A 19,716-nucleotide genomic window follows, 5' to 3' on the forward strand; every position below is an offset into this window, starting at 1 on the left:
CTTTGACTTCACTCCGCTCTGATCTGGGCGCCGTAGGTGACGCCTTTTTCTTTCAGCCAGCGTCGATAGGCGATCGACGTTGCGTCGGCGCGGGTTGGAATCTCGGCACGAGGTTCGAGCGGCAGCAACGCCGGGCGCTGGTTTTCAAGGATGATGCGATCTTGCAGGAAGATCAGCTGCTGGAAGTGAACCAGATCGGTCAGGTCAGACGTGTCGTCGATCAGGAACATGATCGGATGCGCGCGGCAGCGGTCCGGATCGAGCGGCTGCACGAAAAGGCAGATCACGTCCCAGCGGTCGGCGGCGTTGGGGCAAGTCTTGTAAAGTATCGTCGCGAACGGATTGGCGACGCGGTACATATATTGGGTCATGATGCCGCCGGTCGCCGATAACGCCGCCTGCGGCTGGAAGAACTGGCAATTCGTCGCCCACACCTCGTCGACCTCGCGGCGGATCTCGGTCGTATACTGCATGACCTCGGTGTGAGGTTCGGCGCCGAGAATGTCGGTGTGCACGAACGGAAAATGCGCCATGTCGAGAAAGTTCTCGACGATGCGAAGACCGGAGGTCTTGACCGAAATCGCTCCGCAAACGATCACGCGCCGGTCGGTCTCGTCCGCTTCCGGAACCGGCAGCAAGTCCGTTGCCGGTGTTCCGAGCGTGGTCCACAGACAGCCATAGCGTTGCCGGGTGGGCAACGGCGTCTCGAGCCCGGCGATCGTCACGGTGATGTCGTCGTGATCATTGCGAACGACGTCAAGATCGGTGCCGAGCAAACGATTGGTCGTGCGCCCGACGGCGATCTCCTGCAACTGCTCGATGCAGTACCACTGATCGAGCGCGGCCTTATCCGCTGTCTTTTGCATGCGCAACTCCTACTCCGAAGAGGTCATCGATCAGGTGTCCGCGTAGATCCGCTTCATCACACCGGCATGATCGGCCATCGCCGCCTCGACGTCGAAGGCAACAAACTCACCTTTGCGGATGATCTCCTTGCCGTTGATGAAGGAATAATCCACCCGGAACGGGCCGCACATCAACAGCGCTGCCAGGGGATCGCGTTGCGTGCCCGACAGGCCGAGCTGGTTCAGCCTCACGGCGATGAAATCGGCGCTCATGCCGGGCGCCAGATGACCGATATCGTCGCGGCCGAGAATTGCAGCGCCACCCCGTGTCGCCATCTCATAGGCCTCGCGCGCCGAGAGCGCCTTCGGCGTGCCGCCGAATCCGCCACGGCCACCGGGCTTCTCCGACAGATAGTGATGCGGCGCCACGCGCTGAAGCATCATCGCTAGCCGCGCCTCCATGAACAGATTGGAGGTGTCGTTGGAAGCCGAACCGTCGACCCCGAGGCCGACCTTGACGCCGGTATCGAGCATCTCGCGGATCTTGGCGATACCCTGGCCGCAGCGCATGTTGGCGGAAGGACAATGCGCCACGCCGGTTCCGGTCGCCGCGAAACGCTTGATTTCATCCGACGTCATGAAGATCGAATGCGCGAACCAGACATCGGGCCCGAGCCAGCCGACGGATTCGGCAAATTCGACCGACCGCATTCCGTAGACGTCGAGACAATATTTTTCCTCGAACAGTTCCTCGGCGAGATGCGAGTGCAGATGCACGCCGGTATGCTGGCGCGCCAGCGCGGCCGCCTCCCGCATCAGGTTCGGCGTCACCGAGAACGGCGAGCAGGGCGCCAGCACGATCCGGTTCATCGCATGCCGCGAATTGTCGTGGTAGCGATGGATCAGCCGCTCGGAGTCCTTCAGGATGGCGTCTTCCTTTTCGACGCAACTGTCGGGCGGCAGGCCGCCCTGGCTTTCGCCGCGCGACATTGCGCCGCGCGCGGCGTGGAACCGGATGCCGATCGCCCGCGACGCCTCGATCGTGCTATCGAGCGTCGAGTTGTTGGGAAGAATATAGAGGTGGTCGGAGGTCGTGGTGCAGCCGGACTGAATCAGCTCGGCCATGGCGACGCCGGCCGATATCCGCATCGCGTCGTCATCGAGTTTGGCCCAGATCGGATACAGCGTCTTGAGCCAGACCAGAAGCTCGTCGTCCTGCACCATCACCCGCGTCAGGGTCTGATACATGTGATGGTGGATGTTGACCATGCCCGGCATCACCACATGTCCGGAAAGGTCTAGCGTCTGGTCCGCTTGTCTTGCGCCGATGTCGGCCGATGAGCCGACCGCCTCGATGACGTTATCGCGGACAAAAATCGCACCGTGCTTGATCTCGCGGCGCCCGTCATCGAACGTGGCGAGCAGTTCGATATTCTTGACAAGGAGCGTGCTCATTAGCGGACATCCCTGTAATAAGGCTCGCCAAGCGCGGCGGGCGCGGCCATCAGCCGTCGCACGCGGTGCCAGGCCAGCACGGGCATGATGATCAGGGCAATGGTGCCGAGATAAGGCAGCATCGACAGGATTGGAGCTGCGATCGGCCAGTTGCGCGCTTGTCCGACGAAGCCGAGCGAGGTGATGGCGCCGAACAACAGCGCGGCCAGAACCGCATTGATCGGCCGGTAGCCGGCGAAGATCACGAGCGCGACTGCGATCCAGCCGCGGCCGGCGACGACTCCCTCGGACCACGACGGCACGAAGGCCAGTGTGAGATAAGCCCCCGCGCCGGCCGCGAGCGACGAGCCGGCCGCGACATACCAGAAGCGGAATTTCTGCACGGAGATACCGGCCGCATCCGCCGCGGCAGGATTTTCGCCGACCGCGCGCAGGTTCAAGCCGTGACGGGTGCGGAACATGATGAAATGCAGCGCGACCGGCAGCACGATATAGATCAGGTAGACCAGGATATTTTGCGTGAACAACGCGCGGCCGAGCAGCGGAATGTCGCTCAGATAGGGAATCTCGACCGGCGCAAAGGTGGCCTTCGCCGGCATCCCCGAATAGGCCTTGCCGATGGTGGCGGCGAGTCCGGTGCCCATCAGCGTCAGCGCGAGGCCACAAAGCACCTGATTGGCCCTGAGGACGACGGTCGCGCTGGCGAAAATCATGCCGACGACAAAACCGACACCGAGCGCGCCGATCAGGCCGAATGCGGGATTGGGCGAGGCGGTAACGATCGCGATCGCCGTGATGGCGCCGAGCGCCATCAGGCCTTCGACGCCGAGATTGACGACGCCGACGCGCTCGGACAGCACTTCGCCGAGCGCGGCCAGCGCCAGCACGCCGCCGGCGAGGATCGAGGTCTGCAAAAGTCCCGCGATGATGTCCATGCGAAGCCTTATCCCTTGGCCTTATCTCTTCGTCGTCATTTCTTGGCGGTCTCGATCGGCACGAGACGATAATGCGCGAGTTCGTCGCCGATCGCAGTGAAGAACAAAATCAACCCGGTGATCGCCAGCACCGTCGAAGTGTTGATCCCTTGAGTCTGCAGGATGATTCCGGAATTGAGGATCACCGCCATCAGGGCCGCGCCCGCCAACACGCCGAGCGCCGAGCCGCGCGCCAGCACCGCGACCATGATGCCAAGATAACCGAAATTGTTGGAGATGCCGCCCTGCAACCTGTGCACGGTGCCGGCCACCTCCAGCATTCCCGCGATTCCTGCTATGGCGCCGGAGAGCAGCATCACGGTGATGAGATGGCGGCGAAACGGGATACCGGCATAAAGTGCTGCCTGCGCGTTGGAGCCCGCAAGGCGCACTTCATATCCCCAGCGGGTAAAATTCAGGACGCCGGCGACCACGAGCGTCAGCACGATCGCCAGCGGAAATCCCCAGTGAACGTCGCCCCAGATTTCCGGCACGTTGTGCCGGACGCGTGCGGTGGTTCCAAGCGCATGGCCACCCGGATCGAGCCACGGCCCGGTTGAGACATAATAAGCTAGCAACGTGCCGACGAAATTCAGCAACAGCGTCGTGATGAGTTCGCTGACGCCGGCATAGGCGCGTGCCAGCGTCGGGATCAAGATCCAGAGCACACCGCAAAGCGCGCCACCGACAAACATCAGCGGCAGGATCACGATCGTCGGCCCGGGAATGAAAAGCCCGATGCCGGTGGCAGCAAAGGCGCCGGCATAGAACTGGCCCTCGGCGCCGATATTCCATGCGCCGACCTTGAGCGCGACGGCAACCGCCAGACCCGTGAGGATGAGAGGCGTGACCAACAGGCTGACATCCTGCAAGCCGAAGCTCGATCCGAAGGTCGACTGGATGACCTTTGAGGCGAGTTGAATCGGATTGGCCCCGAAGGCGGCGAGCACCAAGCCCGCACAGACCAGCGCCAGCACGATCGCAAGCCCGCGCGCCAACAAGGCGACGGCGGGCTGCGGCGAGGGAAAATATTGGAGACGGACGGCCAAGCTTAGTTCGCCGCGACTGAGAGGGGAGGATTCGTTGTCCGCTGGCCGCCCATCAACAGTCCGATTTCCTCGATGTCCGTTGATGTGCCCTCGACAATGCCCATGATGCGGCCATGGAACATCACCGCGATGCGGTCGGAAAGGTTGAGTAGTTCCTCCAACTCTTCCGAAATCAGGACGACGGCGCAACCGGCATCGCGCAGCTCGACGAAGTATCGCATCATGGTGTTGATCGCGCCGACGTCGAGGCCGCGGCTCGGATAGGCCGCGATCAATACCTTGCCGGCAATGCGCATTTCGCGGCGGGCGACCAGCCGTTGCTGGTTGCCGCCCGACAGATTGCGCACCGGCATGCCGAAATCGGGGACCGCAACGGACGCAGCAGTGGCAATGGTCTCGGCGAGCGCGGTTGCGGCGCGCGGCCGGAACCAGCTTCCGATCGAGACCGGCGGTTTCTTGTATTCGCGCATCACCGCGTTGTCGGTGACGCTGAGCGCGGGCGCTAGCCCACTGTGAAGGCGGTCTTCCGGAATATGGCCAACGCCGAAGGCGGCGAATTGTTCGGCGCTTTGCCCGGTGAAGTCTTTCTCCCCGACTTCGATGCGCCCGGAGACGATGGGCCGCATTCCCGTCAATACCTGGCTGAGTTCCTTCTGACCGTTACCGGCCACGCCCGCGATGCCGAGGATCTCGCCGGCGCGCACCTCCAGCGACACGCTATTCAGCGCGATATTGCCGAGATCGTCATGCGCCGACACCTCATGCAGGCTCAGCACTACCTGTGGGGACAGCGAGGCGGCGCCTGCCGCGCGTCCGCGCAAGTCGTTAAGAACGATCTCGTGGCCGACCATCAGCTTTGCCAGACTCTTATGCGTGCAATTGCCGGTCTCTTCGGTGGCGACCTTGCGTCCGCCGCGGAGCACGGTGATGCGGTCAGAAATTTCCAGCACTTCGTCGAGCTTGTGGCTGATAAAGACGACGGCGTTGCCGCGGGAGACGAATTCGCGGAGCGCCTTGAACAATTCGCGCGCTTCGGATGGCGTCAGCACCGCAGTCGGCTCGTCCAGGATCAGAAGCCTCGCCTGGCGCGCCAGCACCCGCAGGATTTCGACCCGTTGCTGCTCGCCGGTCGACAGATCCTCGACCCGCGCATCCGGCTTCACGGCGAGATTCAGTGCGCCGGCGAGTTCGGCGGTGCGTGCCTCCAGCGCCTGGGCGCTGATCTTTGCCGGGGTTTCTCCCCATCCGAGATGGATGTTTTCGGCGACCGTGAACGCATGCACCAGCTTGAAATGCTGATGCACCATGCCGATCCCGGCCGCGATCGCTTCGACCGGAGAGGCAAAGGACTTCGCATAGCCGTCGACGATGATCTCACCGGCATCGGGCTGGTAAATGCCGGTGAGGATGTTCATCAACGTGGATTTGCCGGCGCCGTTTTCGCCGAGCAGCGCGTGAATCTCGCCGCTCAACACTTCGAGATTGATGTCTTGATTGGCGACGACGCCCGGAAAATACTTGCAGATACCCTTGAGAAGCACGATCGGGGGCGTTCCCGGAGGTCGCCCCGCGACAGTGTTGGTTGCTGCACTCATCGGCCGTCTCTGGTGGAGGCGCGGTCCTGCGCCGGGCTGACGATCAGATGCCCCTCACCCCATCGATCGACCAGTCCCAATTGTAGAGCTCGGATTCGGTCATCTTCTTGCCGGCGGGCACTTTCACATTTCCCTTGGAGTCCTTGATCTCGCCGACAAACGGGCTCCAGCCGCCGGCGATTTTCTCGCGCGCGGCGTCGGCCTGCTTGCGAACCTCTTCGGGCACCGTCTCGCCCCAGGCGTCACGATCGACACCGCCTCCCATCGGCAGGATGGTCTGCGTCGGCACCCATTTTCCTTCGAGCCGGGCGCGAACCTGATCGACGTAGAACTTCTTGAAGTCGATGACGATCGAGGAAACGTAGGCCTTGGGCCCGAACCGGCGAATATCCGTGTTCCACATCACTGCCTTGGCGCCGCGCTTTTCCGCCACCTGCAAGTAGCCGGCTTCGTCCATGATGCCGAACACAAGGTCGGCGCCGTTGTCGATCAAGGCCGTGCCGGCTTGCGTCGCCGCCTGCGGGTCGAACCATGAGTTGATCGCGATAACCTGCATTGTGGCGTTGGGGTTGACGCTGCGTGCGCCCATCAGGAAGGCGTTGGTGCCGGAGAACACCGAAGGCACCGGGAACGAACCGACATAGCCGAGTTTGCCGGATTTGCTCATCAGGCCTGCGGCCACGCCCGTGACATAGGTCGGATACCAGTGGGCGACGTAATAGGTGCTGAGATTGTCGAGCGGGTTTCGGCCATCGCACTCGTAGAAGGCGACGTCGGGCGATTTCTTCGCGACGTCATACAGGAAGTCGCCGTAGTTCGAGGTGGCGAACACCATATTGGCGCCCTGCGAGACGAACTGGCGGAAGGTACGCGTCGCGTCGGCGGAGTAGGGAATGCTCTCGACGAACACGGTCTTCAGTTTGGGGAAGGCGGCCTGCACGGCCTTCATTCCCTGATCGTGGCTCCAGGTCCATCCTTCGTCGGCCACCGGTCCGGTGTGGCCGAAGGCGATCACGGCCTTGTCTTCCGGAACTGCCGGAAGCGGCGTGGCGGCGCTCGCCGGGCGGATCAAACTCGGCAATACCAACGACGTGCCGGCGCCAGCGCCGAGATTTAAAAGTCCGCGGCGGGAGAGGTTACGCAAATCGATCATGGTCGGACCTTTCGGGTTATGCAGCGCGAACGAAATGGGTTGTTCAAGTTGACCAATGTCAGGCAACTCTTGTGCCAAGCAGGCACAAAACGAAAAATTGTTTCAGACGAGCCCTGTTCCGGATAGAGCGCAATAGCTGTCGCCCCGGATGCGCTAAACGCAACACTTGACGGGCGGTTTTTCGGCCGTCTAAAAGGAAAAGCCAAGTCTTGCCAAGGCACTGGCGGGATAAGCCGAGTCTGGTGCTGTTTGATCGATTTATGTGCAGGGAGCTTCGGGCGAAGACACTTTTTTCGGCGTTAGGCCACCCGTAATTCCGGTACGATCCCACGCCCGAACGACTTCGGACCAAACGACGATGACCCATGAACACGCGCGTTTCGTCTTTAAAGGCACCTTCCGGCCCGCGAGCTTTGTTGAATTCGCGCGGCATCGCGCCGAGCGGCTCGGGCTCGACCTTCAGTTCGGACAGACGAGCGCCGAAGCCGTCGCCTTGAAAGTGTCAGGCGCGACCGAACTGGTCGACGCGTTCGAGATGGCGTGCAGCCTCGGTCCCTTTGATTGTTTCGTGTTCGACGTGGTGCGCCATGACGTCGACGTGGCGGCGTGAGGGGAGTTTGAGATGAGCCTCGAGAATTGTTGGCATCCTCTTAGTCTGTCTCATTCCATCGAGGCCGGCAGTTCGGCCGGTACGCGTTTGTTGGACCGGGAGTTGGTGCTATGGCGCGACAACAACGGCGTCGCGCATGTCTGGGAAGATCGTTGCCCGCACCGGGGCATGAAGCTCAGTTTCGGCTTCGTGCGCGGCGATCACATCGCCTGCCTCTATCACGGCTGGCAATATAATAGCGGCGGCCATTGCCAATATATTCCCGCCCATCCCACGCTCGACGTGCCGAAGACCATCAAGGTGCCGGTCTATCCCGTTCATGAACGAGGCGGGATGGTCTGGACCACGCTGTTGGAAAATCCGCCTCTTATGCCGGAAGACGAAGAGCCGGTGGCGCCCTTGCGAAGTCTCTATCTCTGCTGCGGCTTTGAGGCCGCGGTGGCGGCGTTAGGCGCCAGTCAACTCGTTCCGTTCGCGAGCAAGACTCCCGCCGATACCACCGTCAGCCGCATGAGCGATACGCTGTTTGCGATTTCGTGCGCGCAGGACAGGCTTCTGGCCGGCGTTCAAGCCATCTCGAACACGCGCACCGCGCTTCATCTCTCGATCAGCGGTTCGGCGGAGCGCTACGTGGGTGCCGGTCAGAACCATTTCAACGACTGGGCTTTGCAGTGGCGTCACACGGTGGAGCAGGCGCGGATAGCCGATGAACGACTTGATCAGGATGTGGCCTGATGGAAAGCGGACTCGTTCTCTACAATTATGAACTCGACGACAGTTGCTACAGGGTCAGGCTTGCCTTGTCGTTGCTCGGTCTCGAATGGCGGGCCGTGGCCGTCGATGTCTTTCCCGGCAAGGAGCATCTTTCGCCACCGTTCCTCGTGATGAATCCTTCGGGCCGGCTGCCGATCCTGCGCGACGGCGATCTGGTGCTGCATGGCACGGAAGCCATCCTCGCGCATCTGGCGCGTTCGCACGATCCCTCCGGGAAATGGCTTCCGGCGCAGGGAAAAGAATTCGCCGAGGTGATGCAGTGGTTGATTTTTTCGGCGCATGATCTGGGCGTCACGATCGAAGCGCGCCAGCACTCGCTATTTGGAACGCCGGGAGACGAGACGTCGCTGCGCGCCGCTTCGTCCCGCGCTATTCGCATCATGGACGATCACATGACCGCGCGCGGATTTGCACAACTGGAATGGTTCGCCGCCGGACATCCGACGATTGCGGACATCGCTTTATTTCCGGCTTTTGCGCTCAGTCGTGACTTCGGCATCGACCATGACGAGCATCCGGCGCTTCGCCGATGGGCCCGGCGATTTCGCACGTTGCCCGGCTTCAAGACGATGCCGGGCATCCCGGATTATCACTGATGCCGCCGAAAGCTTCCGTACAGCGTGATGGTCCGCGGTATGAAAATCCCGCGACGGCTCAAGTCAGCGTGAGCCAGCCGATGGATCCCTACCGGCTGGGGCTTGTCGCCACGCGGATCCATTATTTCCAGCTGGTTGCCCGTCTCGGATCGATCCGGCGGGCGGCCCTGGTCTTGAGCGTGGCGCCGTCTTCGATCAGCCGGGTCATCAAGCAGCTTGAGGAAGAATTCGGGACGCCGCTGTTCGAACGCCAGCGGCAGCGCCGTAAGCTGACCAGTGCCGGCGAATTGCTGCTCTATCATTCCCGCATCAGTACCGCCGAACTCAGCCGGGCATCGTCGAAGATCAATGAGCTCCACGGATTGTTTCGCGGCACGGTTTCGGTCGCGGTGATCGAAAGCGCCGCGCGCGGGCTGTTGCCGCGTATTCTGGCCAAATTCTGGGCGCAACATCCCGACATCAACGTCGATATCAAGGTGATCGGATCTCGCCAGGCCTGCGATGCCGTCGCCGAGGGCGATTGCGATCTCGCCGTTGCGTTCGATGTCCAGGTGCCGCGAAATGTGCGCCGGATTGCCACCACGAGCCTGTCGCTCGGCGTGCTGGCTAAACCCGGCGGCCGCTTCGCCGGCAAGAAGGAATTGAAGCTGTTCAACCTGTCGGGCGAGCGTGTGATCCTGTCAGACAACAGTCTGATGCTCGGCATCTCGGTCGAGGAAGCCTTCAACCGCTCCTTGATCGAATTAACGTGCCGCTCGCGCACTAATTCCATCAGCCTGATGATCGACATGGCCAACATGGATCTTGGCATCGTGTTGCAGACCCGCGTCGGCATCGAATGCGAGATCGCCAACGGCACGCTGATGTTTGTGCCGCTGCGCGATCCCAAGATCAGTCCGCGGCGCCTGATGCTGCTGGCGAGGCCTGAGAAGGAAATGTCCGATGCGGCGCTGGCATTTGGCGCCTTGCTCGCGGAGGCCGTCGAAGACTTGCGCGAGTGATGTCGCATGGGGAAGACCGGTGTTGCGTCTCGCGCATCGTTTGGATCGGGAAAAAGGGTCTATCCCGAACGCCGGCAGAGTTGCGAGTTAGGGTTACGGAAATGAGGATGCAATGAAAAAAAGCGCGGTTGAGGCCGTCATACGCGGGCTGAAGAAGGCCGGCGTCAGCGTCGTCTGTTATTTGCCAGATTCGCTGTTCAAGGAACTGTATCCAGCGCTCGACGCTGATCCGGACATCCGCACCATCCGTGTCACCAATGAAGGCGAGGGCGCGGCGATCTGCGGCGGCATGTTCTTGTCCGGCAAGAAGGCCGCATTGGTGATGGAGAATTCCGGATTGCGAGCTTCCGTCGAGCCGCTGGCGCGGATGGGGCTCGGGGCTGGAATTCCGGTCGTAATGCTGATGAGCTATCGCGGCGAATTGGGCGAAAACAACTGGTGGGCGATTCCGCACGGCATCACCATGGAGCCGGTGCTGGATGCGCTTCGCATTCCCTACCAGGTGGTGCGCGAAGAGGACAAGATCGAGCGCGCGATCGCCGACGCCTATGCATGGTCGTACGCTTCCTATTATCACTCGGCGGTGGCGCTTGGCGGCGAGGTGGTGCGATGAAGCGGTTCGACTGCATGAAGGCGCTGGCCGCGCGTCTCAAGGACGAACTCGTGATCCTGTCGCTCGGGGCCAGTGTCGACGAATGGTACAACGCGGCCCCGCATATGCGCAGCGCCAGTCTGTTCCAGCAACAGCTCGGCTGCGTCACGCCCGAGGCCTTTGGGCTTGCGGTTGGCCTGCCGCACCGTCGCATCGTATCGCTCGATACCGATGGCGGGATGATGTTCAATCTCGGCATTCTGGCGACCCTCGGCAACGAGCAGCCGAAAAACCTGTTCGTCGTAGTCTGGGACAACGAGTGCTACCAGTCGATCGGCGGGCCACCGACGCATACCGCATCGGGGCGGGTCGATCTCGCGGCGATTGCGCGCGGGGCCGGCGTCGAGCAGGCGTTTACGGTTCACACCGTCGAGGAATTCGATGCGCATTGCGCCAAAGGATTGGCCAGCGACGTGCCTTATGTCGTCGTCGCCAAGGTCACTGGAACCGTGCAGCCTGACATCAAGCGCAAGCACAGCGACGGAAGGGAAGACAAATACATCTTCGTTCGTCATGTGGAGGCGACAGAGAACATCGTGATCATGGGACCCAGTGAGCACAACTGATGCGACCAAGCGGAGCTTGACAGCGGCGATTCCAGTCCGCGCGCGCAAAGCCGCCTATGATTTCATCGTGCTCGGCGCCGGATCGGGCGGCGCGGCCGTGACGCGGCGTCTGGTCGATGTCGGCGCCGATGTCTTGTTGATTGAAGCCGGTCCGCCCGGCATCGGCGTTACTGAGATCGACGATCCCACCCGATGGGTTTCGCTCGGCCGCAGCGCCTATGACTGGGGCTACGACTACACGCCGACGCCGCATGTCGATGGCCGCATCATCGGGATTCCGAGGGGAAAGGTGCTCGGCGGCTCCTCGGCGGTCAACGCCATGATGTGGTATCGCGGCCATCCCGCGGACTACGATGCCTGGGAGGCTTCCGGCGCGAAGGGCTGGGCCTTCAAGGATGTGCTGCCGTACTTCAAACGGTGCGAAGACTGGGAAGGCGGCGCGAGCGAATGGCGTGGCGCGGGCGGTCCGCTTCGGATCGAACGAAGCCGCGTGCTGCATCCGATCGCGGCGGCGCTGATTGACGGCGCCGCTGAACTCGGCATCCCCGTGATCGACGATCCGAACGGCGCGACCAACGAAGGCGCGGCGCCGTCCAATTTCAACATATGCGCGGGAAAACGCTTCAGCTCGGCGCGAGGCTATCTCTGGCCGGTGCTGGATCGCGCCAATCTCACGGTGCTGCCCCATTCGCTGGTAACGGGACTTGGTTTCGAAGGCCGGCGCTGCGTCTCGGTCAAACATCTCATAGACGGCCAAGAGGTCGAAACCCGCGCCGCGGTCGAAATCGTTTTGGCGCTGGGTGCGATCGATACGCCGCGGCTTCTGATGCTGTCCGGGATTGGTGACCCCGCCGAATTGGCGCGGCTCGACATCACATTGAGGACTGCACTTCCCGGCGTCGGCCGGAATCTGCAAGACCATCCGTTGGTACGCGCCGTCAATTTTCGAGCCAAACGGCCTCTTGGTCCTGTCAGCGATAATGGCGGCGGTTCGATGCTCAACTGGAAGACCCGCAGCGGTCTCGCGCAACCTAACGTCCACGCCTTTCCGGTCCAGGGCCGTAGCGCCACGACCGAGGTCGCGACCGGCTACGATCTCAATGGCGACGTCTTTGCCATCGGCACCGGCCTGATGCGTTCCCGCAGCCGTGGCTATCTGCGTCTGCTTGGGACGGCGCCAGGCTCTCGAATCGAGATTCAGCCCAACTTTCTCAGCGAGCCGGAGGATGTCAGCTACCTCGTCGACGCCGTCAGCGTTGTGATGGAACTCGGAACCAGCCGGGCCTATGCCGAATGGTTTGCGGGGTTCGCGGCGCCGGAAAGAAAACTCAATCGCGGCGAGATCGTGAGTTTCATCCGTACCGCGTGCTCGACCTTCTTCCACACCTGCGGCACGGCGAAGATGGGCAATGACGACCTGTCGGTGGTCGATGAGCGGTTGATGGTGCGTGGCGTCGAAGGCTTGCGTATTGCGGACGCTTCCGTGATCCCGATCATCCCGAGTTGCAACACCCACGCGCCCGTCACTGTCATCGGCGAGCGCGCGGCGGATTTTATTCTGTCGAAAGGCAGCGTTTGACATGACCAGCGCCGATTTCATTCTCACGGGCGATTTCCTGCTCACCATGGATGGGCAAAATCGCGTTATTCCCGGCGGCGCCGTCCACATCGCGGAGGGGCGCATCCTCGCGGTCGATGCGCTGGATGCGCTTGCGGCGGCCTCTCCTGCGACGCTGGTCAAACGGATCAGAAATTCGGTACTGATGCCGGGCCTGATCAACGCCCACGCCCATTCCGGTTTCCTGCGCGGCACCGCCGAACATCTTCCGGTGTGGGACTGGCTGACGCTGCATATCAATCCGATGCACCGGGTGTTGCGGCCGGGGGAGGCTGAAGCGGCGTCCTGGCTGTGTTACGCCGAATCCGTGCTCGGCGGCACTACGACCGTGGTCGACATGTGGCGGTTCATGGAAGGCAGTGCGAAAGCGGCGGAGGCCGTCGGCAATCGGCTGGTGGCCGTGCCTTATGTGGGCGAGCATCCGGACTATAACTATTTCGACACGCTCGCCATGAACGAAGCCCTGATCGAGACGTGGCACCGCAAGGCCAACGGCCGCATCAATGTCTGGGTTGGATTGGAGCACCTGTTCTACGCCGATGAGGCCGGACAGCGCCGCGCCATTGAACTTGCGAAAAAGCATGGTACGGGTTTCCACACCCATTGCAGCGAGGCGGAAATCGAGCTTGCCGAATTCGCAACGCGCTACGGCAAGCGGCCGATGTTTGCGCTCGACGATCTCGGCTTCTTCGAGACGCCGCGAGCGATGATCGCGCACGGTGTTTGGCTTGACGCCGGCGAAATCGAATTGATCGCCAGCCGGCGGGTGTCGGTGGCGCATAATCCGGTCAGCAACATGAAGCTTGCCAGCGGCATCGCCCGCGTGACGGAAATGCTTGCGGCAGGTGTTCCCGTCGGCATCGGGACCGACGGCGAAAAGGAAAACAACAACTTCGACATGTTCGAAGAAATGAAGGTTGCCTCGCTGCTCGGCAAGTTGAAGGATCTCGACGCGGCCGCGCTGGATAGCTGGCAGGTCTTGCGTATGGCCACGATCACCGGCGCTAGGGCTATCGGTCTCGACCACGAGATCGGATCGCTCGAGGCCGGCAAGCGCGCCGACATCATCGCAGTGCGCACCGACACGCCGCGGATGACGCCGCTATTCGGCGAGGGACCCTATTTCAACCTCCAACACAATCTCGTGCATGCGGTGCGCGGCGGGGACGTCGCCATGACGATGGTGGACGGCCAGATCCTGGTCGAGGACGGCGTTTTGAAAAACGCCGATCTCGGCGCGATCATCGCCCGCATTCACGACATCGCGCCTGGGCACTTTGCCCGCCGCGCCGATTTCCTTGCCCAGAATGCCGGGGGTACCGTGCAATGGACCCAGAAGAGTGACTGATCGAATCCGGGTGCGAAACGCATGACGAAGACATCAGACAAAGCTGCGCTCGATCAGTGGTACGCGGTCGAGACCAGCGCCGATCTCGGCAGCGACATCATCCGCACCCGGCTGCTTGGGCAGGATATCGAGCTGTTCCGCGACGCGCGCGGATTACCCAATATCGTGGAAACCCATGACGCCGGCCAACGCGGACCGGCGCTGCCGTTCCGCGAGCGCTACGGTTGCGTCTGGACCACTCTCGGAAAGCCAGAGCGGGAGATCTTCGATATTCCGGAAGCCAGCGAACCCGATCGCCGCTTCGTGCCCTGCGGCTGGGTCAAGATGCGCGCATCAGGCCTTCGCGTCGTCGAGAATTTTCTCGACATGGCGCATTTTCCCTTCGTGCATAAGGATATCCTCGGCTCGGAAGATCACGCTGAAGTCCCGCAATATTCAAGCGAGCTGCGCCGGGACGTCGATGAGGTCTGGGCCAGCAATTGCAGTTTTTTCCAGCCGCGCATTGCTGCGACCGAAACCGAGGGCGCTTTCGTGCATCTGACCTACCGGGTGCCGACGCCCTTTGTCGTGATGCTGTATCGCGTCTGCCCGACGGCGCCGGATCGCCTCGATGCCATCGCGTTGTTTATCCAGCCGATGGAGGAGGATCTCAGCCGCGCGCAGCCAGTGATGTATCTGGTCGATGCGATCTCGGACCACACGTCGCTATTGAAATTCGAGCAGGTGATTTTCCTGCAGGACCGGATCATCCTCGAGAACCAGCGGCCGTTGTTGCTGCCTCTGGAGCCTCGCTCGGAAACCCCCACCCGGGCGGACAGTTCGTCGATCGTCTACCGCCGCTGGATCAAGGAAAAAGGCCTTCGCTTCGGCACGGTCGCGAAGTAGGGGACGGTCTCGGGACAAAATGCCCTTAAGAGGCCAGCCGATAATCTCATACACGTGACCGTTCCCGCCACTCGGCATGGAACCGGCATTCTCAGCTTTTCGTCGATGGGGTGAGGCGGATCGCGCGAGCGATGTCGCCTTCGTGCTCGAAGGAGGCCGGCATGCAAAAGCAAAAAATGGGCAAAGCCAAGCTGCTGATAATCGCCGCTCTGCTCTGTCCGGCCTGCGCGCTCGCCCAGATTGGAGGATCCCAAGGTGGCGCTCATGGGTCTTCCATGGGCGGAGGGACGACGACAGGCACCGCCTTCAGGCGCATATTGCGCCGCTCGGCACCAACAGTCTGGGCACGGCGAGTTCGGCGAGGTTACCTGGTGGCACGACTGTCGGCGCCAATATGGAACCCAAGGATAGCCGGCCGATCGACGCCGCGATCAGGGACGAAAATTCCAGGATCGATTCGAAGATCAACAATATTTGCAAAGGTTGCTGAAGCGTGAGTTCTGCACGCTAGCTTCTTGCGTGTTCCATCGGAACGATCTCTCGCCGATTTGAGTTGGCGGAAGGCGCGGGGGTATGCCCTTCAAAATGGAGAAGATGGATGACACTTATCGGTAAAAGTTTGCTCGGCACGGCGATCGGCGCGGGACTGCTGGCGCTGTCCGGCGTCGGCGCATCGGCTGCGATCGTCTGTCAAGGCAATGTGTGTTGGCATGCTCACGAACGGTTCGATTATCCGGCTGGAGCCAGGGTCGTGGTCCATGAAGACGACTGGCGTCCCGGTCCGCGAGTAACTTTCCGTGAACACGAAGGCCGCGGCTACTGGAAGGGCGAAACCTGGACGGCGTGGTAAGATAGCCACTAACGGCGAATTGACGTCCGAGAGGCTGTCCGTTGAGCGGGCAGCCTCTTTTTTGTCCTTGCCCTCGCGCGCTATTCACGGAGAATTTAGCCGAAGAAAGAATTATATCGCGACCGCCGCGGGACGGTGAATGTGTGTTCCCGTGCCGCATAAATAGGAAATTCCATTTTCTTGCGAGCGCAACTCGCTCGTGCTGATTGAGTGCTACCGCCACCTGGATTGGTCATTGATGGTGCTTGTCGTCGGAGCTCATCCGCAAAATCTGTCGCTATCGCTGTTGTCACGCCGGCGCGACAAGGTCGAAACCTTGCGCGAGGCCGGCCTTGAATTCTTCGTTTATGACGCAGGTTCGCAAACGATTCCGTTGTTGAAGGCGGGCGTCCTGCATTTGGCAGGCACCGGCGCGACGCCGCCAATTCTCGCTGAAGCCCAGGGATTGCCGTCCGCGGTGTTCGGTATCTCCGGCTCACGCCACGAAAATGGCGGCCTGCTGGTGCGCGCGGACTCGGACATTCACTCGCTGCAAGGTCTGCGTCGCCGGGGTGTCGGGTTGATGCCGATATCATGGCACACCCAGTTTCTTGCGGCGGAACTCGACGCCGCCGGGATGTCGTGGCGCGAGGTGAACGCCGCGGAGATCATTCCGGCAACCGCGCGCGATGCTTTCATCCAGGGCAGGCTTGATGCCATCGTCGCGACCGATCCGCTATATTCCAAGATTGCCGCGCGTGTTCCGGTGCGTGTCCTTGTTTCGCCGGGACAGGCCTTCTCCAACCGATCGGTCTATTGGGCGCGTCGCGAGACCTTACGGGATCACCCTGAACTCGTCAGGTTGTTGCTCGATGCGCTGATTGAATCCGATCGCCTCACGCTTGAGAATCCTCAAGAGGCTGCCGCGCTCCTTGGCGGCCTCAACGGCAACTCGCCGGAAGAATGGCTTCCCGCGATTACGTCCCGTCCATGGGGCGTGGAAGCGCCCCATTCCGAATTTGCAGCCGAGCAGCAGGCGCATGCGGATATTTTCGCGAAGTTTGGTCTGATCCCGGCGCGGATCGATGCCACTCCGACGGTCAACCCGACATTTCTGGCGAAAGCTGCCTGACACCAACGATAAGAGGTCGCGATGGAGGTTCTTTGGTATCTGACAGGCCCGGATGGCCGGTATCCTTGGCGGCCGGACGGCGCACGCGAACTGAGTTACGCTTATTTCCAGCAATTGGCGCGCGCGGTCGATCACCTCGGTTTCACCGGCGCGTTGCTGGCAACAGGATCGCATGATGCCTGGGTGCAGGGCTCGTCGCTTATTCCCTACACCGAGAACTTTCAGCATCTCATTGCCGCGCATCCGCCGATGCTGTCTCCGACGCTTTTGGCGAAAATGATGACGACTTTCGATCATTTTTCGAAAGGCCGTCTGCGCGTGAATATCGTCAACGGTGACGCCAAGCTGATGGCGCAAAGCGGCGTTCATCTGAAGCATGACGAACGATACGCCTATACCGACGAGTTTCTCACGGTCCTCAGCGGGCTCTTGCGCGGGGAGTCCGTCACGTTCAAGGGCAAATTCATTCACGTGGTCGATGCAGGTTTGCCGCTGGCGCCTTATCAGAAATCCGGCATTCCCTTGTGGTTCGGCGGCTCTTCCGAAGCCGCCCACGAAGTCGCGGCCAAGCATATCGACACTTATCTTTCGTGGGGTGAAACGCCGGAACAGACCGAGACCAAGATCCGCCATGTCAAGTCGCTTGCCGCGAAGTATGGCCGTGCCGACAAGATCCGGTTCGGGGTCCGGCTGTACGTGATCGTGCGCGAGACGGAGGAAGCGGCATGGGCCGCGGCGCAGGATCTCTACGACCATATGGACGAGCGCGCGATCGCGGGCGCCCAGGCCTATGTCGCCGGGATCGATTCGATCGGGCAGCAACGGATGTCCGCGTTTCACGGAGGCCGCAAGCCGGCTGATCTGAGGGAACTGGAGATCGCGCCAAACCTGTGGTCGGGCATCGGATTGGTGCGTCACGGTCCCGGCACCGCGCTGGTCGGCAGTGCAAAGCAAGTGCTTGCCCGCCTCGACGATTATCGCAGCGTGGGAACCGATGTGTTCATCGTCTCCGGTATGCCGCTTCTCGAGGAAGCCTATCGCTTCGCTGAACTCGTACTGCCGCATTTGCCGGTAACGCGCTCGACGGAACAAGGAATTACGTCGGCCTGGACCAGCCAACGCGATGCCGGCTGGAGGGAGAGTGTGGCCGAGCGGGCGGCAGGTTAAGGCGGAGCGGTAGCTTTAATACCGAATTGAGCTCCAAGAGGCTGCCCAACGGGCAGCCTCTTTTGTATTTGCAACCGTCTTGGCTCCGACCGACGATCAACCTCTAGGTTGCCGCATCGAGAGATAATTCATCTCTCTTGTGCCAAAAAAAGAAGCTGTTACGACCTTGCTACTTGTGACGATTGCAAGGAATTATCGTTGCCAATCTGGGGCTTGGGGCCGTGAATGAGTGAAGAATCGCAGAAGCCGCTTGATCGGCACGCCTGGAACGTTCTGATTCTTGTTACGATCTTCTGGATCGCGGACGGTTACGACACGTTCGTTCTGCTGATCACCGCCCGCCCGACGCTGCACGACATCCTGCCGCCCGAGGCGCTGCCGCAGTTCTCGACCTATCTCGGTGTGCTGGTCGCGATTACGCTCGCCGGCTGGGCGACGGGCGGCATTCTCGGCGGCTGGCTTGGCGACAGACTGGGCCGGCGCAAGACGATGATCGCCGGCATTCTCCTCTATAGCGTTGCGACAACGCTTTCGGCGGCAACGTCTTCGCTTATTCCGTTCGCTCTGACCCGCTTCTTCACCGGCATTGGCATCGGCGCAGAATGGGGTGTGGGCACCTCGCTTTTGCAGGAAGTCTGGCCGGAAAAGTGGCGCACCAAAGGTGCCGGTTTGCTGCAATCCGGTTTCTCGATCGGTGGCGTGCTGATCTCGGGTGTATGGATCCTGGTGGGTTCGACGCTCGGATTGTCCTGGCGCTGGATGTACCTGTTCGGCATCATTCCCCTGATCATTCTTGCGTTCGTGCACAAGTCGATTCCGGAATCGACGCGCTGGGTGAAGCAGCGCTCTCGCGGCGCCGAACAGGCGCTGTTCGGTACGCCAGCGCTGCGCCGTAACCTGATCGGCGCGTTATTGGTGTCGATTTCCATCACCGGCGGCTGGTGGGCAGTCGCATCGTTCCTGCCGACATTCGTCTCCAGCCTGGCGAAAGACCCGCGCGATGCCGCGTTTTATGCCGGCTGGGCGGGCACGCTCTACAACGTCGGTGAGATCGCCGGCTGTATTGCATTCGGCTTCCTGGCCGAAAGCTGGGGGCGCCGTTCCACAACCGTATTCTACTTCGTCGGTTCGCTGATCGTGGTGCCGGTGGTTTTTCTCGGCCTGAGCACGGTCGGCGAAGTGACCTGGGCGCAACTCCTGGCTGGTTACTTCACCGGCGGTCTTTATAGCTGGTACACGGTTCATACGCCGGAACTCTTTCCCACCCGCTTCCGGGCGACCGCGATCAGTATTGTGTTCTCCGGCTCGCGCTATTTGGCCATGATCGGCGCGATCACGGCCGGCAGCCTTGCCGCGGCGCTCGGCGGATTTGGCAAGGTGGCGGTCTATTTCGCACCGATCTACCTCATTGGTATCTTTGCTGTGCTTTGGCTACCCGAGACTCGTGGCAAGGGCTTGCCGGATTGA

Annotated in this window: 19 protein-coding genes; 13 read left to right on the forward strand and 6 right to left on the reverse strand. The window is 61.5% G+C overall.

Annotated features, from left to right (window positions below; genetic code table 11):
* Positions 1 to 8: 8 nt before the first annotated feature.
* The 6 genes from ABSE61_RS05580 to ABSE61_RS05605 are packed head-to-tail and all read right to left on the reverse strand — an operon-like array spanning position 9 to position 7,071.
* Positions 9 to 866 carry an aromatic ring-hydroxylating dioxygenase subunit alpha gene (locus tag ABSE61_RS05580; protein WP_423870083.1) on the reverse strand — a complete coding sequence of 286 codons (858 nt, stop codon included), beginning with the start codon at positions 864 to 866 and terminating at the stop codon, positions 9 to 11.
* A gap of 30 nt (positions 867 to 896) precedes the next feature.
* The gene (locus ABSE61_RS05585) at positions 897 to 2,300 is read right to left on the reverse strand and encodes an 8-oxoguanine deaminase (protein WP_423870084.1); all 1,404 of its coding nucleotides are present in this window, start codon (positions 2,298 to 2,300) and stop codon (positions 897 to 899) included.
* Entirely contained in the window at positions 2,300 to 3,235 is a 936-nt protein-coding gene (locus ABSE61_RS05590) for an ABC transporter permease (RefSeq protein ID WP_423870085.1), read from the reverse strand. The genes ABSE61_RS05585 and ABSE61_RS05590 overlap by 1 nt, the downstream gene beginning before the upstream one ends.
* A gap of 35 nt (positions 3,236 to 3,270) precedes the next feature.
* Positions 3,271 to 4,323: an ABC transporter permease gene (locus ABSE61_RS05595; RefSeq protein ID WP_423870086.1), complete on the reverse strand. Its 1,053-nt coding sequence runs from the start codon at positions 4,321 to 4,323 to the stop codon at positions 3,271 to 3,273.
* Positions 4,324 to 4,325: 2 nt separating this feature from the next.
* Complete coding sequence (locus ABSE61_RS05600) at positions 4,326 to 5,918, reverse strand: ABC transporter ATP-binding protein (RefSeq protein WP_423870087.1); 1,593 nt, start codon at positions 5,916 to 5,918, stop codon at positions 4,326 to 4,328.
* A 43-nt stretch (positions 5,919 to 5,961) separates the two neighbouring features.
* Positions 5,962 to 7,071 (reverse strand): BMP family ABC transporter substrate-binding protein, encoded by a 1,110-nt coding sequence (locus ABSE61_RS05605; protein WP_423870088.1) that lies wholly within the window; start codon positions 7,069 to 7,071, stop codon positions 5,962 to 5,964.
* Positions 7,072 to 7,429: 358 nt separating this feature from the next.
* Here ABSE61_RS05605 and ABSE61_RS05610 point away from each other — a divergent pair, with 358 nt between their 5' ends.
* The 13 genes from ABSE61_RS05610 (at position 7,430) to ABSE61_RS05670 (ending at position 19,716) form a co-directional block, all read left to right on the forward strand.
* Positions 7,430 to 7,681, forward strand: coding sequence for a hypothetical protein (locus ABSE61_RS05610; RefSeq protein ID WP_423870089.1), 252 nt, complete (start codon positions 7,430 to 7,432; stop codon positions 7,679 to 7,681).
* A 12-nt stretch (positions 7,682 to 7,693) separates the two neighbouring features.
* Positions 7,694 to 8,416 carry a Rieske 2Fe-2S domain-containing protein gene (locus ABSE61_RS05615; RefSeq protein WP_423870090.1) on the forward strand — a complete coding sequence of 241 codons (723 nt, stop codon included), beginning with the start codon at positions 7,694 to 7,696 and terminating at the stop codon, positions 8,414 to 8,416.
* Positions 8,416 to 9,051, forward strand: coding sequence for a glutathione S-transferase family protein (locus ABSE61_RS05620; RefSeq protein ID WP_423870091.1), 636 nt, complete (start codon positions 8,416 to 8,418; stop codon positions 9,049 to 9,051). The genes ABSE61_RS05615 and ABSE61_RS05620 overlap by 1 nt, the downstream gene beginning before the upstream one ends.
* Positions 9,051 to 10,052 (forward strand): LysR family transcriptional regulator, encoded by a 1,002-nt coding sequence (locus ABSE61_RS05625; RefSeq protein WP_423870092.1) that lies wholly within the window; start codon positions 9,051 to 9,053, stop codon positions 10,050 to 10,052. Before ABSE61_RS05620 ends, ABSE61_RS05625 begins: the two co-directional genes overlap by 1 nt.
* A gap of 112 nt (positions 10,053 to 10,164) precedes the next feature.
* Positions 10,165 to 10,665: a thiamine pyrophosphate-binding protein gene (locus tag ABSE61_RS05630; protein ID WP_423870093.1), complete on the forward strand. Its 501-nt coding sequence runs from the start codon at positions 10,165 to 10,167 to the stop codon at positions 10,663 to 10,665.
* Positions 10,662 to 11,270, forward strand: coding sequence for a thiamine pyrophosphate-dependent enzyme (locus ABSE61_RS05635; protein ID WP_423870094.1), 609 nt, complete (start codon positions 10,662 to 10,664; stop codon positions 11,268 to 11,270). Before ABSE61_RS05630 ends, ABSE61_RS05635 begins: the two co-directional genes overlap by 4 nt.
* Positions 11,257 to 12,849, forward strand: coding sequence for a GMC family oxidoreductase (locus ABSE61_RS05640; protein WP_423870095.1), 1,593 nt, complete (start codon positions 11,257 to 11,259; stop codon positions 12,847 to 12,849). The genes ABSE61_RS05635 and ABSE61_RS05640 overlap by 14 nt, the downstream gene beginning before the upstream one ends.
* 1 nt (position 12,850) lies before the next feature.
* Entirely contained in the window at positions 12,851 to 14,236 is a 1,386-nt protein-coding gene (locus tag ABSE61_RS05645) for an amidohydrolase family protein (RefSeq protein WP_423870096.1), read from the forward strand.
* Between the two features lie 21 nt (positions 14,237 to 14,257).
* On the forward strand, positions 14,258 to 15,121 hold the full coding sequence (locus ABSE61_RS05650; RefSeq protein ID WP_423870097.1) for an aromatic ring-hydroxylating dioxygenase subunit alpha: 864 nt from the start codon (positions 14,258 to 14,260) through the stop codon (positions 15,119 to 15,121).
* Between the two features lie 598 nt (positions 15,122 to 15,719).
* The gene (locus tag ABSE61_RS05655; RefSeq protein WP_423870098.1) at positions 15,720 to 15,971 is read left to right on the forward strand and encodes a hypothetical protein; all 252 of its coding nucleotides are present in this window, start codon (positions 15,720 to 15,722) and stop codon (positions 15,969 to 15,971) included.
* Positions 15,972 to 16,209: 238 nt separating this feature from the next.
* Positions 16,210 to 17,082, forward strand: coding sequence for an ABC transporter substrate-binding protein (locus tag ABSE61_RS05660; protein ID WP_423870099.1), 873 nt, complete (start codon positions 16,210 to 16,212; stop codon positions 17,080 to 17,082).
* A gap of 21 nt (positions 17,083 to 17,103) precedes the next feature.
* On the forward strand, positions 17,104 to 18,249 hold the full coding sequence (locus ABSE61_RS05665; RefSeq protein ID WP_423870100.1) for an LLM class flavin-dependent oxidoreductase: 1,146 nt from the start codon (positions 17,104 to 17,106) through the stop codon (positions 18,247 to 18,249).
* 225 nt (positions 18,250 to 18,474) lie between these two features.
* The gene (locus tag ABSE61_RS05670) at positions 18,475 to 19,716 is read left to right on the forward strand and encodes an MFS transporter (protein ID WP_423870101.1); all 1,242 of its coding nucleotides are present in this window, start codon (positions 18,475 to 18,477) and stop codon (positions 19,714 to 19,716) included.

It is taken from the genome of Bradyrhizobium sp. (genome assembly GCF_049519115.1).
In the GTDB taxonomy this organism is placed as follows: Bacteria; Pseudomonadota; Alphaproteobacteria; order Rhizobiales; family Xanthobacteraceae; genus Bradyrhizobium.